This is a genomic window from Stieleria neptunia (genome assembly GCF_007754155.1).
Lineage (GTDB): Bacteria > Planctomycetota > Planctomycetia > Pirellulales > Pirellulaceae > Stieleria > Stieleria neptunia.
This window is the reverse complement of sequence record NZ_CP037423.1, coordinates 8,277,743-8,291,695: the sequence shown is the minus strand read 5'-3', so window position 1 is coordinate 8,291,695 and position 13,953 is coordinate 8,277,743. Positions and strand designations below refer to the sequence as shown.

At 59.5% G+C, this 13,953-nt stretch carries 10 protein-coding genes and 5 tRNA genes; 3 read left to right on the top strand and 12 right to left on the bottom strand.

Annotated features, from left to right (window positions below; genetic code table 11):
• The first annotated feature begins 267 nt into the window (after positions 1-267).
• Positions 268-753: a hypothetical protein gene (locus Enr13x_RS28915; RefSeq protein WP_231743841.1), complete on the top strand. Its 486-nt coding sequence runs from the start codon at positions 268-270 to the stop codon at positions 751-753.
• A gap of 62 nt (positions 754-815) precedes the next feature.
• Here Enr13x_RS28915 and Enr13x_RS28910 read toward each other — a convergent pair whose 3' ends face one another.
• On the bottom strand, positions 816-2,786 hold the full coding sequence (locus tag Enr13x_RS28910; RefSeq protein ID WP_145390326.1) for a YjhG/YagF family D-xylonate dehydratase: 1,971 nt from the start codon (positions 2,784-2,786) through the stop codon (positions 816-818).
• Positions 2,787-3,261: 475 nt separating this feature from the next.
• On the bottom strand, positions 3,262-4,743 hold the full coding sequence (locus Enr13x_RS28905) for an aldehyde dehydrogenase family protein (RefSeq protein WP_145390325.1): 1,482 nt from the start codon (positions 4,741-4,743) through the stop codon (positions 3,262-3,264).
• A 204-nt stretch (positions 4,744-4,947) separates the two neighbouring features.
• On the opposite strand from Enr13x_RS28905, the gene Enr13x_RS28900 reads away from it, so the two are divergent.
• Positions 4,948-6,048: a hypothetical protein gene (locus Enr13x_RS28900; RefSeq protein WP_145390324.1), complete on the top strand. Its 1,101-nt coding sequence runs from the start codon at positions 4,948-4,950 to the stop codon at positions 6,046-6,048.
• Between the two features lie 8 nt (positions 6,049-6,056).
• A complete protein-coding gene (locus tag Enr13x_RS28895) occupies positions 6,057-6,485 on the top strand; it encodes a hypothetical protein (RefSeq protein ID WP_145390323.1) in 429 nt (142 codons plus the stop codon).
• Positions 6,486-8,368: 1,883 nt separating this feature from the next.
• On the opposite strand, the gene Enr13x_RS28890 is transcribed toward Enr13x_RS28895, so the two are convergent.
• From Enr13x_RS28890 to Enr13x_RS28845, 10 genes are all read right to left on the bottom strand, one after another.
• Complete coding sequence (locus tag Enr13x_RS28890; RefSeq protein WP_145390322.1) at positions 8,369-8,761, bottom strand: GxxExxY protein; 393 nt, start codon at positions 8,759-8,761, stop codon at positions 8,369-8,371.
• 899 nt (positions 8,762-9,660) lie between these two features.
• Entirely contained in the window at positions 9,661-10,086 is a 426-nt protein-coding gene (gene rplK / locus Enr13x_RS28885) for a 50S ribosomal protein L11 (protein WP_095740494.1), read from the bottom strand.
• 54 nt (positions 10,087-10,140) lie between these two features.
• The gene (gene nusG / locus Enr13x_RS28880) at positions 10,141-10,884 is read right to left on the bottom strand and encodes a transcription termination/antitermination protein NusG (protein ID WP_231743840.1); all 744 of its coding nucleotides are present in this window, start codon (positions 10,882-10,884) and stop codon (positions 10,141-10,143) included.
• A 108-nt stretch (positions 10,885-10,992) separates the two neighbouring features.
• The gene (gene secE / locus Enr13x_RS28875; RefSeq protein WP_145390321.1) at positions 10,993-11,451 is read right to left on the bottom strand and encodes a preprotein translocase subunit SecE; all 459 of its coding nucleotides are present in this window, start codon (positions 11,449-11,451) and stop codon (positions 10,993-10,995) included.
• 153 nt (positions 11,452-11,604) lie between these two features.
• Positions 11,605-11,677, bottom strand: a tRNA-Trp gene (locus Enr13x_RS28870).
• A 140-nt stretch (positions 11,678-11,817) separates the two neighbouring features.
• A complete protein-coding gene (gene tuf, locus Enr13x_RS28865; protein ID WP_145390320.1) occupies positions 11,818-13,014 on the bottom strand; it encodes an elongation factor Tu in 1,197 nt (398 codons plus the stop codon).
• 342 nt (positions 13,015-13,356) lie between these two features.
• A tRNA-Thr gene (locus Enr13x_RS28860) sits at positions 13,357-13,428 on the bottom strand.
• A 9-nt stretch (positions 13,429-13,437) separates the two neighbouring features.
• A tRNA-Gly gene (locus Enr13x_RS28855) sits at positions 13,438-13,508 on the bottom strand.
• 72 nt (positions 13,509-13,580) lie between these two features.
• Positions 13,581-13,662, bottom strand: a tRNA-Tyr gene (locus tag Enr13x_RS28850).
• 179 nt (positions 13,663-13,841) lie between these two features.
• A tRNA-Thr gene (locus Enr13x_RS28845) sits at positions 13,842-13,914 on the bottom strand.
• Positions 13,915-13,953: the final 39 nt, after the last annotated feature.

Sequence of the window (13,953 nt, the reverse complement as noted above, 5' to 3'; positions counted from 1 at the left end):
GGTTGGAGTTGTACTGATCCGCACAATCGGCACCATCGGCCAGATTCGCGAGTCGTTAGAGTTTCTCTTGCCCGATTCTGCTCCCTAGACGGACTCCTTTACCTAATCAGCGTGCTAGGTTTTTTTGGCCCAGCGTTCAGCAAACTTCCAGCGAGAACCATCGCCAACGCTAACCGTCCCAGTCTGTGATCCAGGTCGCTGACGGTGACGGTCGCAACGCAACGCACGGGGCCGGATGGTTCGACTGTTTCCCAAGGAATCCAACGCATGCCTTCTTCGAAAGCCGACACGTCTCAACGCACTGAAAGCCGCAACGCATCTTCGAAAAGCAAACCCGACGATACCGCCGGTGCGGACACGAGTGCGGCGGCCGAGCAGATCGTCACGCTTGATCGCCGACGCCCCATCTCGGAACGCCGCGGCGGTGATCCGGACGCCCTGGACGTCGGCGTGATGAAAAACCCGCGGCGAAAAAAACAGCGTCGCCGGCACATCGATCCGACCACCTGCGAACGAGACTATTCCGATCCGGAGATCGAGTTCATGCGTGCGATGGATGATTACAAGCGAAAGAGCGGACGCATGTTCCCGACGTGCAGCGAAGTCTTGGAAGTCGTCCGTGACCTCGGCTACTTTCGTTTGACCGATCAGCAAATCGACCTGCTCGGCTTGGGAGAGGCCGATGACGAAGCTGTCGAAGCCGACGGCTCTGTCGAAGCGGATGAGTTCGAGGACGAAGAAGCGGACGTCTAAGCGACTGCACCGCAGCATCGAAGTTGGGCATCTGGCGATGGGGCAACGCCAGATGCCCTTTTTTATGGTTCCAAAGTTGATTGCCCCCGAGCTTTTATGCCCGCCTTGAGCGTCTCGATAATCTCGTCGACGTCATAGACGCAGCCGCCCCAGGCTCCGCCGCCGACCTGTTGCAGTGCGGCCCACAAACGCGTGTCCTCGGGCATCGCCGATTCGACTGCCAATTCGGGATGCGGTGGGCGTTCTGCCAGCAAGGTCGCCGCCGGGGTGCCGTCGGCTGATTCGATCAACTCGACCCGACCGTCCAGGCTGTTGCGGTCGATTTCGATTTCGATCACATCGCCGTCGCGGACCTTGGCGATCGGGCCGCCGGCCAACGCTTCCGGCCCGACATGACCGACACAGGCTCCCGTGCTGACACCGGAGAATCGGGCGTCGGTGACCAACGCGACCTCTTTGCCGAACGACAGGTACTTCAGCGCCGATGTGATTTGATAGGTTTCCTCCATGCCGCATCCGAGCGGTCCGCGGCCGATCAACACGATGACGTCCCCGGCGACGATCGGTTTGCCTTGCTGTCCCTTGACCGCGGCGATCGCATCGCGTTCGCTGGTGAAGACCCGCGCCGGACCCCGTTTGCGATAGACGTCGTCGTCGTCGATCACGCTGGGGTCGATGGACGTCGCTTTGATGACCGATCCTTCCGGACACAGATTGCCGACCGGAAAACTGACCGTCGGGGTCAGCCCCTTGGCAGCCGCTTTGGCCGGTGGAACGATCACGTCATCCGGATCCACGGCGTCGGACTCAGCCAGTCGTGCACGACAAAACGCTCGGCGATCGCTGGATCGCCACTGATCCAAAATTTCGTCCCACGTCATTCCGGCAACCGTCCGCGCGTTGGATTTCAACAATCCCAGTTCGCGAAGATGCCAGGCGACTTCGGGAACACCGCCGGCCAGGAAAAACCGAATCGTCGGATGCCCGACCGGGCCGTTGGGCAAACAGTCGACAAAGCGTGGGACCGATCGATTGATCCGGCGAAACATCTCTGCATCCGGACGTTTCAATCCCGCGGCGGCGGCGATCGCGGGGATGTGCAGCAACAGGTTCGTGCTGCCTCCGACGGCGGCGTGAATCAACATCGCGTTGTACAGCGCGTCCTCGGTCAGGATCTCGCCCAGCGTGGCACCGGCGGCAACCTGTTCCATGGCAACATCGGCCGAGTCACGCGCCATCTGGGTCCAGATCGGACCGCCGCTGGGACCGAGCGCCGCATGCGGAACCGTCATCCCCAATGCTTCGGCGACCACCTGGCTGGTCGCGGCGGTGCCGAGGAATTGGCAGCCGCCGCCGGGAGTGCCGCAGGCCCGACAGCCTTCCAGCGACGCTTGCTCGAGCGTCATTTCGCCTTTGGCGTAACGGGCGCCGATCGATTGGACCTTTCCCGCATCTTCGCCGACGGTCGCGGGCAAGGTGACGCCGCCGGGAACCAACACGCTGGGCAAGTCCTTTGCCCCGGCCAAGGCCATCATCATCGCCGGCAGACCCTTGTCGCAGGTCGCGATCCCGATCACGGCCTTGCGCCGCGGCAGTGATCGGATCAGCCGCCGAAAAATGATCGCCGCATCGTTACGGTACGGCAGCGAATCAAACATCCCATGGGTGCCTTGGCTGCGGCCGTCACAGGGATCGCTGCAGTAGGCCGAAAACGGCACCGCACCCCGCTCGGTCAGCTGCTCGGCCGCTGCCCGCACCAACAAGCCGATTTCCCAGTGCCCGGTGTGGTAGCCGAGCGCCAGCGGCGTCCCGTCGTTCTCTCGCAAACCGCCCTGTGTGCTGAGGATCAAGTATTGATCGCCCAGCACGCGTCGGGGGTCAAATCCCATCCCCACACTTTGCGTCAACCCGAACAGATCACCGGAAGACCACGTCCGCAAAATGTCGTCGGTCAGCGGTAGCGTCCCGGCCGGCCCATCGGCGTGGGTGACAAGCGAATCGGGATCGGGAGGGGTGTCGAAGAAACTGGGCACGGAGACTCTGACGGGAAAGCGGGGGGGTGAAGAACGGGGGCCGAAGGACGGGCAATATACCAGCCCCGACAGAGTCTCACGATGCAGGCAACCGCGCAACCGCCACGCACATCGATTCCCCAAACCCCAAATCTGAAATCTGAAATCTTCTGACTCTAGCAATTTCGATGTGTCGCAACGATGAGGCCCGGAGGGCTGGCACAATGCTTGCCGGTGGCGTCAGCCACCGGTGCTAGGATGCTAGAAGACGAAGGCCTGAAGGGCCGGCACAATCGGGCACTGAACCCTGGGCGTGAAACCCGGGGCACTGTGTCGGCCCGTTGGGCCTTGCACATTCCTTGAAATCACCTCCGGTGGCTGACGCCACCGGCAGACACTCTGCCGGCCCTCCGGGCCTAGAAAACCACTCCCGGACACCGTGAATACTGCACATCGATTCCGGTCGAATCAGGAACTCTTAACGCTCCAACCTCCCCTAAAGCTTCACCGTCACGGTTTTGCTTTCGGTGTACGGTTTCAGTCCTTCTTCGCCGAGTTCACGACCGTAGCCGCTCATCTTGAACCCGCCGAAGGGGGCGGCGGCGTCGAACACGTCGTAGCAATTGACCCAGATCGTGCCGGCTCGCACGCGGGCAGCGAAGTCGTGGGCGTTGGAGATGTCGCGCGTCCAGACGGCGGCGGCCAAACCGTAGAACGTGTTGTTCGCTCGGCGGATCATGTCTTCTTTGTCGTCAAACGTCAGCACGCTCATCACCGGTCCGAAAATCTCATCGGTCGCGATCGACATGTCGTCCTGCACGTTGTCAAAGATCGTCGGTGCGATGAAGTAGCCGGTGTCGCCGACGCGATCGCCACCGGTGACGCACTCGGCGCCTTCGCCTTTGCCCTTGTCGATGTAGGACATGATCTTGTCGAATTGTGCCTTGTCGACTTGTGGCCCCTGTTGGGTGTCCTCGGCGAACGGGTCGCCGACTTTTCGTTTCATCGTCAGCGCCGTCAGTTTTTCGACGAACTCATCGTGGCAACTCTTTTCGACGAAGACGCGGCTACCCGCACAACAGCATTGGCCTTGGTTGAGGAACAGACCGATGTAGGCACCTTCGACGGCGGCGTCCATGTCGGCATCGGCGAAGACGACGTTGGGGCTTTTGCCGCCGAGTTCAAACGTCAATCGTTTCAGCGTCTCGGCCGAATCGCGGGTGATGATCTGCGCCGTGCGATGTTCGCCGGTGAAGGCGATCTTGTCGATCAGCGGATGTTTCACGCAGGCCGCTCCGGCGGTCGGACCGAAACCGGGCACGATGTTGATCACACCGTCTGGGAATCCGACCTCTTTGGCCAGTTGAGCCATTCGCAAACATGTCAGCGGTGTCTGTTCGGCCGGCTTCATCACCACGGTGCATCCGGCGGCCAGGGCGGGGCCCCATTTCCAGGCCAGCATCAAGAGCGGAAAATTCCAAGGAATGATTTGGCCCGCCACACCGATCGGTTCGCGTCGCGTGTAGCACAAATAGTTGCCGCGAATCGGAATCGTGCTGCCGTGCAATTTATCCGCATAGCCGGCGTAGTAGCGGATCGCGTCGATCGCCAGCGGCAGATCGGCCGCCAGGCTGTCGTTGAGCGGTTTGCCGTTATCGAGTGTTTCCAGTGCCGCTAAGGCATGGATTTCCTGTTCCATCCGATCGGCCAACTTGTACAGCAAACGCCCGCGATCTCGGGCGTCCATCTTGGGCCAATCGCCGGCATCAAAGGCGTGCCGGGCGGCCTTGGCGGCGGCGTCCACATCGGCCGCGTCGCCTTCGGCAATCTGAGCGATTTCCTGCTCCGTTGCGGGGTTCAGCGTGGCAAAGGTCTTTCCGCTGGCCGCGGGGACCCATTTGCCATCAATAAAGCACTCGGTGTGTTTCACGTCGACTTCATTGGCCGATTTCGGTGCTGGGGAGAGTGTGGTGCTCATGGTGACCTCGTGCGGAAGGGGGAATCGGTATCGAGACGGGAGGGAGTGTGTTTTACCGAATCGAATCTTGCCAAAGGGCGTTGAACTGCTCTTGACCTGATTTCTCCACCCATTTTAGGGTGATGATTGCCAGAGGGTAAACCGATAGCCGATGAAGGAATGTCGGCATGCGCCAACCAATACGCCCGAAAAAAGGCTGCAAGGATGCAGAAACGAACGAAGCTCAAGCAACAATTATTGATCGCCGGTTGCGCCGGCATGATGGTCACGTTCACCGGGTGCCGCAGCGCGATGCCCAAATGGAACATGTTCAGTTGGCGTAGTGCACCGTCGGCCGAAGCGCTTGCCGGCAACGGTCCAACCATCACCTACCCCACACCCCCCGGCGAATCGGCGACGCCCGAGGCGATCGCATCGGCCGCCGGTGGAACCGGTGGACCGGCAACGCGAAACGTGGTCGCCGCCTCCGCCCAGACGCCGAATTCGCCCGGGACTGGATTTGATGCGGCGGTTGCCGCCAACCGGACCGCATCGGCCACCAGCCGGGCCGCCGCCCAAGCCAACGGCTTCAACATCGCAACCGCCCCATCGACCGGCGGAGTTTCCGCCGCCAAATTGCCCGGCTATCCCAATCCCGATGCCGCTGCGCCGGGCAATCATTCGTCCGTTCCGGCGATCCCCGCCGGATACCAATTCGGTACCAATAGCAAGTCGGCCGCACGGCCCGAGGCGGCAGCCAGCAGTCGCTATTCGATGCCGTCGTCGTACCCGGCGCCCGGAGTCCCTGAATCCGGATCGGGCTCGGCAAGCGGCTACACACTGCCGGGCAGCTCAAGTCCCGGTGGGAACTCGGCTTCTTCTTCGGATTCCAGCGGTATCGGTTTCCCATCGGCCGGGACAACCAAGCCGACGACGTCGGCGGGCGGGTTTGCGCTGCCGGATTCGATGCTCAACACGGTCAAGGCCGCCGCGTCCGCCGCCAATACGACCAGCCCCACCAACCCCCAGCCGTTCACGCCCAAGCCTGCGGCGACCAGCGGTCCTGCGACCGATTCGATCGCCGGCCCCGCGGGCAACTCGGGGTTCAGTCTGCCCGGTGGTAGCCCGCCATCGTCCGGCGCGTCCAACGGTGCGTCGGCACCCTCGTTTTCGACAGCCAGCGCGTCGCTGGCGCCGTCTGCCAATGAATCGTTCCGAACGAATTCCAGCAGCGGATATGCCCCCGGAAGTACCTCCGGATCCGGCTCTTACCCGACGACCAGTGGTTATCCCAGCACGGGGACCGACGGAAGCTTTTACCGGTAATACGACCGATGAACTTGATGATCTACATCGCGGCGTGGACCGCCGCGTCGCTGTCGGCGGCTACCTTCTCGGCGAGTGGGATTTTGCCGGGCGGCCGCGATTCCAACACGACCGTGGCGGAAGTAGATCTGGTCGAGTTGAATCACTTTCTGGACGACCATGGCCGCGAAGTGTTCCGCCAAGTCGTCTTCTTTGACTGGTCCCGAAAGAACCGTCAGTTCGAAGTCCGAGCCTGGCGGTTGGTCAAGCATCCCTCGCAACTGCCACGTCAGGTCGACCAGTCATCGACGTACCTGATTCGCTGGCAAGACAAATCGATCACGCGCCAGGTGCGCGCCAAGACGATGCGCGAGACGTGGAGTCAAGAAGACCCCGAGCGTGTCAACCGCGTGATTCTGCCGGAGAACCAACGCCGGCCGCTGTGGCCGACCAACTAATCGTTCCTGTTGAGGACTGGCTTTCCCGGCTTGTGCGTGTGGATTTAGGGGAGCCACAAAAGAGCGCAAAGAACGCAAAAGGTCGCGCGTGAGCACAGGACCGAACTGGCGCGCGGAACAGTGGTGGCAAGACGTTCCATGAACGCGCGGGCCTTCTTTTTTGCGTTCTCTGTGCTCTTTCGCGGCCAATCGTTCCGAGCGAGGACCGGTTCCCTCGGCTCGTGCGTGGGGATTTGAGAGAGCCACGAAAGAGCGCAAAGAACGCAAAAGGTCGAGAGTGAGCACAGGACCGAATTGACGCGCGGAAGAGTGGTGGCAAGACGTTCTATGAACGCGCTGGCCTTCTTCTTTTGCGTTCTCTGTGCTCTTTCGCGGCCAATCGTTCCGAGCGAGGACCGGTTCCCTCGGCTCGTGCGTGGGGATTTGAGAGAGCCACGAAAGAGCGCAAAGAACGCAAAAGGTCGAGAGTGAGCACAGGACCGAATTGACGCGCGGAAGAGTGGTGGCAAGACGTTCTATGAACGCGCTGGCCTTCTTCTTTTGCGTTCTCTGTGCTCTTTCGCGGCCAATCGTTCCGAGCGAGGACCGGTTCCCTCGGCTCATGCGTGGGGATTTGAGGGGGCCACAAAAGAGCGCAAAGTACGCAAAAGGTCGAGAGTGAGTACAGGACCGAATTGACGCGCGGAAGAGTGGTGGCAAGACGTTCTATGAACGCGCGGGCCTTCTTCTTTTGCGTTCTCTGTGCTCTTTCGCGGCCAATCGTTCCGAGCGAGGACCGGTTCCCTCGGCTCATGCGTGGGGATTTGAGAGAGCCACGAAAGAGCGCAAAGAACGCAAAAGGTCGAGAGTGAGCACAGGACCGAATTGACGCGCGAAAGAGTGGTGGCAAGACGTTCCGTGAACGCGCGGGCCTTCTTCTTTTGCGTTCTCTGTGCTCTTTCGCGGCCAATCGTTCCGAGCGAGGACCGGTTCCCTCGGCTCATGCGTGGGGATTTGAGGGGGCCACAAAAGAGCGCAAAGTACGCAAAAGGTCGAGAGTGAGTACAGGACCGAATTGACGCGCGAAAGAGTGGTGGCAAGACGTTCCGTGAACGCGCTGGCCTTCTTCTTTTGCGTTCTCTGTGCTCTTTCGCGGCTAATCGGTCCGAGCGAGGACCGGTTCCCTCGGCTCGTGCGTGGGGATTTGAGGGGGCCACAAAAGAGCGCAAAGAACGCCGAAGGTCGAGAGTGAGTACAGGACCGAATTGACGCGCGAAAGAGTGGTGGCAAGACGTTCCGTGAACGCGCTGGCCTTCTTCTTTTGCGTTCTCTGTGCTCTTTCGCGGCCAATCGTTCCGAGCGAGGGCCGGTTCCCTCGGCTCATGCGTGGGGATTTGAGGGGGCCACAAAAGAGCGCAAAGTACGCAAAAGGTCGAGAGTGAGCACAGGACCGAATTGACGCGCGGAAGAGTGGTGGCAAGACGTTCCGTGAACGCGCTGGCCTGCTTCTTTTGCGTTCTCTGTGCTCTTTCGCGGCTAATCGTTCCAGGCGAGGACGGGCCCCTCGGCTTGTGCGTGGGGATTTGAGGGGGCCACAAAAGAGCGCAAAGAACGCAAAAGGTCGAGAGTGAGCACAGGACCGAATTGACGCGCGAAAGAGTGGTGGCAAGACGTTCCGTGAACGCGCTGGCCTTCTTCTTTTGCGTTCTCTGTGCTCTTTCGCGGCTAATCGGTCCAAACAGGCTTTCCCGGTTTCTGCGTAGGACTTTGGGGGAACCACGAGCGAGCGCAAGCGGCTCATGGTGACCCGGTTGACGTTGTCAGGAGCATCGAAAAACGACGTGGTTTTCTTCGCGCTCGCTTCGATCTTTCGTAGCCCTCCGTTCGATCATGGTTTGCTTCGTTCAACAATCTGATTGAACATACTTCTTGACTTCAAATTTCTTCGCGCCGAAATTGATGAGCAGGCCGTGTTCGATTCGTGTGGCTCGCAGGTAACCAAGTATCTGCGCGATGTGTTCGTCGGTGGTTGTCTTGCATGCTTTGAGCTCCACGATGAGAACGCCCTCGATGAGTAGATCTGCAAAGTAGTCACCCAGTGGCGTACCGTCTTCATCGAAAACTGTGATTGGTACCTGCTGCTGAACCGCGAAACCTTGCTTTCGAAGTCGATGCGCTAAGCCATTTTCATAGATCTTTTCGAGGTGCCCGCTGCCATGATATTTCCGGAGTTCAAATCCAGTTTGCCGGACGACGTCGCAAAGCCGCATGATTTCATCGGTGGTCTCAAATGCCATGATTTCTCTGTGAAATAGAAGGATCGAATCTCCTCGACGCTGAAACGGCAGTATGGAGGAACGCCACGAAAGAACGCAAAAGGGTGAGCGTGAAAACTGGATCGAATTGGCGGCGGGGAGAAATGGCGACGGCACGCCCTACGAACGGTCAGCGCCTTCTTCTTTTGCGCTCTTTCGCGGCCTCAACGGTTCTGGAGAGTCGTCCGCGGCTTGAGCGTGTGGATTTAGGGGAGCCACAAAAGCGCGCAAAGAACGCAAAAGAGTGAGCGTGAAAACTGGATCCAATTGGCGCGGGAGAGAATGGCGACGACACGCTCTACGAACGGTCGGCGCCTTCTTCTTTTGTGCTCTTTGCGCTCTTTCGCGGCCTCAACGGTTCCGGGGAGTCGTCCGCGGCTTGTGCGTGTGGATTTAGGGGAGCCACAAAAGAGCGCAAAGAACGCAAAAGAGTGAGCGTGAAAACTGGCTCGAATTGGTGCCGGGGAGAATGGCGACGACACACTCTACGAACGGTCGGCGCCTTCTTCTTTTGTGCTCTTTGCGCTCTTTCGCGGCCTCAACGGTTCCGGGGAGTCGTTCGCGGCTTGTGCGAGTGGATTTCGGCTGGGGACACAAAAGAGCGCAAAGAACGCAATAGGTCGTGTTTGAGCACTGGTTTGAATTCCCGCGCGGAAGAGTGATGGCAGGACGCTCTGCGAACGCGCGGGGGCCTTCTTCTTTTGCGTCCTCTGTGCTCTTTCGCGGCTAATCCTTTGGAATCACCATGGCGGCCACACTGCGGCACGCCGGCTTGAGTCACACGCGGACGTTCACTCGTCGACGTGGGGCACTGCGACCAGTAGCGATTGGAGAGATGTGGCGGGCGATAGGAGGACGCAAGCTGGAAGCTTACGCCACGTTCAGCCTTCGACGTCGATGCCCATGCTGCGGGCGGTGCCTTCGATCATTCGGACCGCTTGGTCCATGCTGCGGGCGTTCAGGTCGGCCATCTTCTTGGTGGCGATGTCTTCGCACTGGGCGCGGGTCACCTTGGCGACTTTGTTGACGTTCGGCACACCGCTTCCCTTGGCGATTCCCGCGGCCTGTTTCAGCAGCGAGGCTGCCGGCGGGCTCTTGGTGATGAAGTCAAAGCTGCGGTCGTTGTAAACCGTGACGATGACCGGGATCGGGGTTCCGTTGTACTCTTTGGTGCGATCGTTGAACGCTTGGACGAATTGTCCCAGGTTCACGCCGAACTTACCCAGCGAGGTACCGACGGGAGGGGCCGGAGTGGCTTGACCGCCGGGAACTTGAAACTTTGCCTGTCCTGTTACTTGCTTTGCCATGATCGGATGATTGGTATGATTTTGAGTTGACTGAGTGGTTCGGCGTTAGGTTAACTACACCGGTTCGACTTGCCAGTGATCCAATTCCATAGGAACGCTGCGGCCGAAAATATTGATGATCACAGTGATGCGGCCGTTGGCTTCATCGACGGCGTCGACATCACCTTCTTGGTTTTCAAAATTCCCTTCCTTGACCCGCACGCGATCACCGACTTTGAACGGGATTGCGGTTTTGATCGGGGCTTCTTCTTCGTCCTCGGCGATCGGCCGGTTGATGAACCGATCCACGTCCGCCGGATCCATCGGCATCGGCTTGCCCGCCGAGCCGGTAAAATCGCTGATCCCGCCGGTTTCGCGGACCAGGAACCAGGTGTCGTCGTTGATGGCCATGCGGGCCATGATGTATCCGGGCAACAGCTTGCGTTTGGTGATCCGCTTCTTCCCGTCACGGGTAAACGTGGCAACGTCTTCGCTGGGGACGACCACGTCGCCGAAGTATTCTTCCATGCCTTCCATTGCGATTTTCTTTCGCAGCGCGTCGGCGATGGAATCTTCGCGGTTGAACGCGACCTTCAGGATGTACCAATCCATTTCGATGTCGCCGCTGGGAGCATCGTCATCATCCTCGTCGCTGTCCAGAAACACCTCGCCGGTCGACTCGCTGGTCGTTTCGGCGGCTTCGGACGCTTCGATTTCCTCGGATCCACCCTCCGCGGAATCATTTTCCTCAAGCACTTCGCTGGACTCGTCCATCAAGTCAGCGTCATCGGTGTTGGGAGATTTGGATTCGTCGGTCATTGGAACACTGGAAACGGCTGGGAGCGTAGAACGTGAAAAGCGGCAGGCGAGAGGTGCGGCGACCGATCGGATTGCAAATCTACCAGCAAATCGCCTCAGGGCAATCGGCTAGGCGGTGGCCCACAGGGCATCGAAGAAAGCTTGCCAGAAGACGTCGAACAGGAACAACGAGATCGCCAGGATCGCGATCGTCACGATCACGACGACCGAAGCGCGTTTGACCTCGTCGCGGCTGGGCCACGTCACCTTCTTCATCTCCGCTTCGACGGCGATCAGAAAATCCGCAAAACGTGGCCAGTTGATCAGCCGAAAACCGATCCACAGCCCGGCCAGCAGGATGCCCGCGGGGATCCCGACGGCGATCGCTTTGTTGGACGTCGATCCATCCAGGGTGGCGTAAAGCCGCCATGCTCCGAGGGCAACGATCAGCCAGATTGCCAGAACGGTCAATTGGCGGACGATGCGGCCTTGGTTCGGTTTGTATACGGCAGCGTGGAACAGTTCGCTTGACAGCGAACCTCCACTCGGGGCGGTACTCGCTTTGCTCCCGGCGATGTCTCGAGACACTCGATTGTCCTTACGTTCGGATCGGCCGGCTCATTCGGGCCGGCGTTTGTCAGCCAGTGTGGACGGAGGACCCGTTTGCCTCCGCGGAAAGGCTCATCGTACATCTGCCCCCGGTCTTGGCACCAGAGCAGCGTGAAAAGCCGAAAATCAAAGCAGGAGTGGAGGGACTTGAACCCGCAACCGCTGGTTTTGGAAACCAGTGCTCTGCCAATTGAGCTACACTCCTTCGCTGCGGCCGGACCGAAATCCGGCTTCGCGTAGTTTAAAGCAAAGAACCAACGACCCGACAGACGGTTCGTTGGTTCTCGCGTTCATTTTCATCGAGTTTGGCGTCAAAACAGCTGCCAAACGGTCCCGGTTTGGGGACTACTCGACGATTTTGGTCACAACGCCCGAACCGACCGTTCGGCCACCTTCGCGGATGGCGAATCGGACGCCATCGTCCATGGCGATCGGCTTGTGCAGTTCGACGGTGACTTTGACGTTGTCGCCGGGCATGCACATTTCGGCACCTTCCAGGTTGGCGGTGCCGGTCACGTCGGTGGTTCGGAAGTAGAACTGGGGACGGTAACCGCTGAAGAACGGCGTGTGTCGGCCGCCTTCGTCTTTGCTCAAGCAGTAGACTTCGGCTTCGAACTTGGTGTGCGGGGTGATCGATCCCGGCTTGGCCAACACTTGACCGCGTTGGATTTCTTCACGCTTGATGCCGCGGAGCAGGCAGCCGACGTTGTCTCCGGCACGTCCTTCGGTCATTTCCTTGCGGAACATTTCGACGCCGGTGCAGGTCGTCTTGGCCGAGTTCGGGCCGAGGCCGACGATTTCGACTTCTTCGCCGACCTTGATCACGCCACGCTCGATTCGACCGGTGGCGACCGTTCCACGACCTTCGATCGAGAACACGTCTTCGATGGCCATCAGGAATGGCTTGTCGTCTTCGCGGACGGGCTCGGGGATGTACTCATCAAGCGCTTCCATCAGTTCGGTGATGCACTTGCTGGCTTCGGGATCGGCAGGGCTGTTGTAAGCCGGCAGAGCCGATCCGCGGATCACGGGGACGTCGTCGCCCGGGAAGTCGTACTTGCTGAGCAACTCGCGGGCTTCCAGTTCGACCAGTTCCAACAACTCTTCGTCGTCGACCAAGTCGCACTTGTTGAGGAAGATGACGATGTAAGGAACGCCGACCTGACGGGCCAGGAGCACGTGTTCCTTGGTTTGCGGCATCGGGCCGTCCGCGGCCGACACGACCAGGATCGCACCGTCCATTTGGGCGGCACCGGTGATCATGTTCTTGACAAAGTCAGCGTGGCCCGGGCAGTCGATGTGGGCGTAGTGACGATTGTCCGATTCGTACTCGACGTGGGCGACCGCGATGGTCACCGTCTTGGTTGCGTCACGCACGGTACCGCCCTTGGCGATATCCGAATACCCCTTCGCCTCTGCCAAGCCTTTGGCGGCTTGGACTGCCAGGATTGCACCCGTGGTCGTTGTTTTACCGTGGTCAATGTGCCCAATCGTGCCGACGTTAACGTGGGGCTTGGTCCGTTCAAATGTTGCCTTGGCCATTTCTAACTCACCTGCGTCGGATCGTTCTTGCTACTTGTCTGGGGATACGCCCCGGACGAGCCCTCTGGAGTGGTGACCGTGTTCACACCCACGGTGGTTCACCGACCCAGTGGTCGCGACAATCCGACTTTGTTCTTCTAAACAGACAGAAAATCGTATCCAAGAACGTCCACCAAGGACGTCCCGGTTGTTGCTTCAGTACTCCCACCAGAGAAGGCAAAAATCAGTGCCGCTGGCGAGGGTGCGTAGTTGTTGCGAAAAGTCGCGTCGCTTGCAATTGCTGATTGCGAAAAATCAGCAAGATCCGCACCAACTTTCCAGATTCTCAGTTCCAGACGCTCAAGCTGCTGATGGGACTTGAACCCATGACCTCTTCCTTACCAAGGAAGTGCTCTACCACTGAGCTACAGCAGCGACGCTCAGAGCGGGTGAAGGGAATCGAACCCTCGTATTCAGCTTGGAAGGCTGCTGCACTACCATTGTGCTACACCCGCTTTTCGTGCCCAGGCGTGGTCTGCCCGGGTGCGACTCTCAGCTTTGAGATCTCCAATCTCAAATTTTTTCAGTGGGGGCTATTGGATTCGAACCAATGTAGGCGTAGCCAGCGGATTTACAGTCCGCCCCCTTTAACCACTCGGGCAAACCCCCCTCAACGTCTATCGTGTTGTCTTGATCTTGCTGCTCGTCCGGTTTCCGTAAAAGGTTGTCTGGCGTCTTCGTCGCGAAGTTTGTCGTTTGGAGCCGTCGGTGGCAAGGTGGCCTGAAGTTTGCATCCAGGTTCCGAGTCGTTTGGATGTCGGCACTCGGGCCGGTGATTCCCGCGCCAGAGCCAGCGGAGGGATTCGAACCCACGACCGGCTGATTACAAATCAGCTGCTCTGCCAACTGAGCTACGCTGGCGACTCGACCGCCCTGCCGCCAGGTTGATCTCCCCGGCAC

What these genes read in the sequence shown, in the direction of transcription:
- Enr13x_RS28900 (WP_145390324.1), top strand. Translation starts at nt 4,948, where the DNA reads ATGCAGAAACGAACGAAGCTCAAGCAACAATTATTGATCGCCGGTTGC.
- Enr13x_RS28890 (WP_145390322.1), bottom strand. Translation starts at nt 8,761, where the DNA reads ATGGCATTTGAGACCACCGATGAAATCATGCGGCTTTGCGACGTCGTC.
- Enr13x_RS28905 (WP_145390325.1), bottom strand. Translation starts at nt 4,743, where the DNA reads ATGAGCACCACACTCTCCCCAGCACCGAAATCGGCCAATGAAGTCGAC.
- Enr13x_RS28915 (WP_231743841.1), top strand. Translation starts at nt 268, where the DNA reads ATGCCTTCTTCGAAAGCCGACACGTCTCAACGCACTGAAAGCCGCAAC.
- rplK (WP_095740494.1), bottom strand. Translation starts at nt 10,086, where the DNA reads ATGGCAAAGCAAGTAACAGGACAGGCAAAGTTTCAAGTTCCCGGCGGT.
- Enr13x_RS28895 (WP_145390323.1), top strand. Translation starts at nt 6,057, where the DNA reads ATGAACTTGATGATCTACATCGCGGCGTGGACCGCCGCGTCGCTGTCG.
- tuf (WP_145390320.1), bottom strand. Translation starts at nt 13,014, where the DNA reads ATGGCCAAGGCAACATTTGAACGGACCAAGCCCCACGTTAACGTCGGC.
- nusG (WP_231743840.1), bottom strand. Translation starts at nt 10,884, where the DNA reads ATGACCGACGAATCCAAATCTCCCAACACCGATGACGCTGACTTGATG.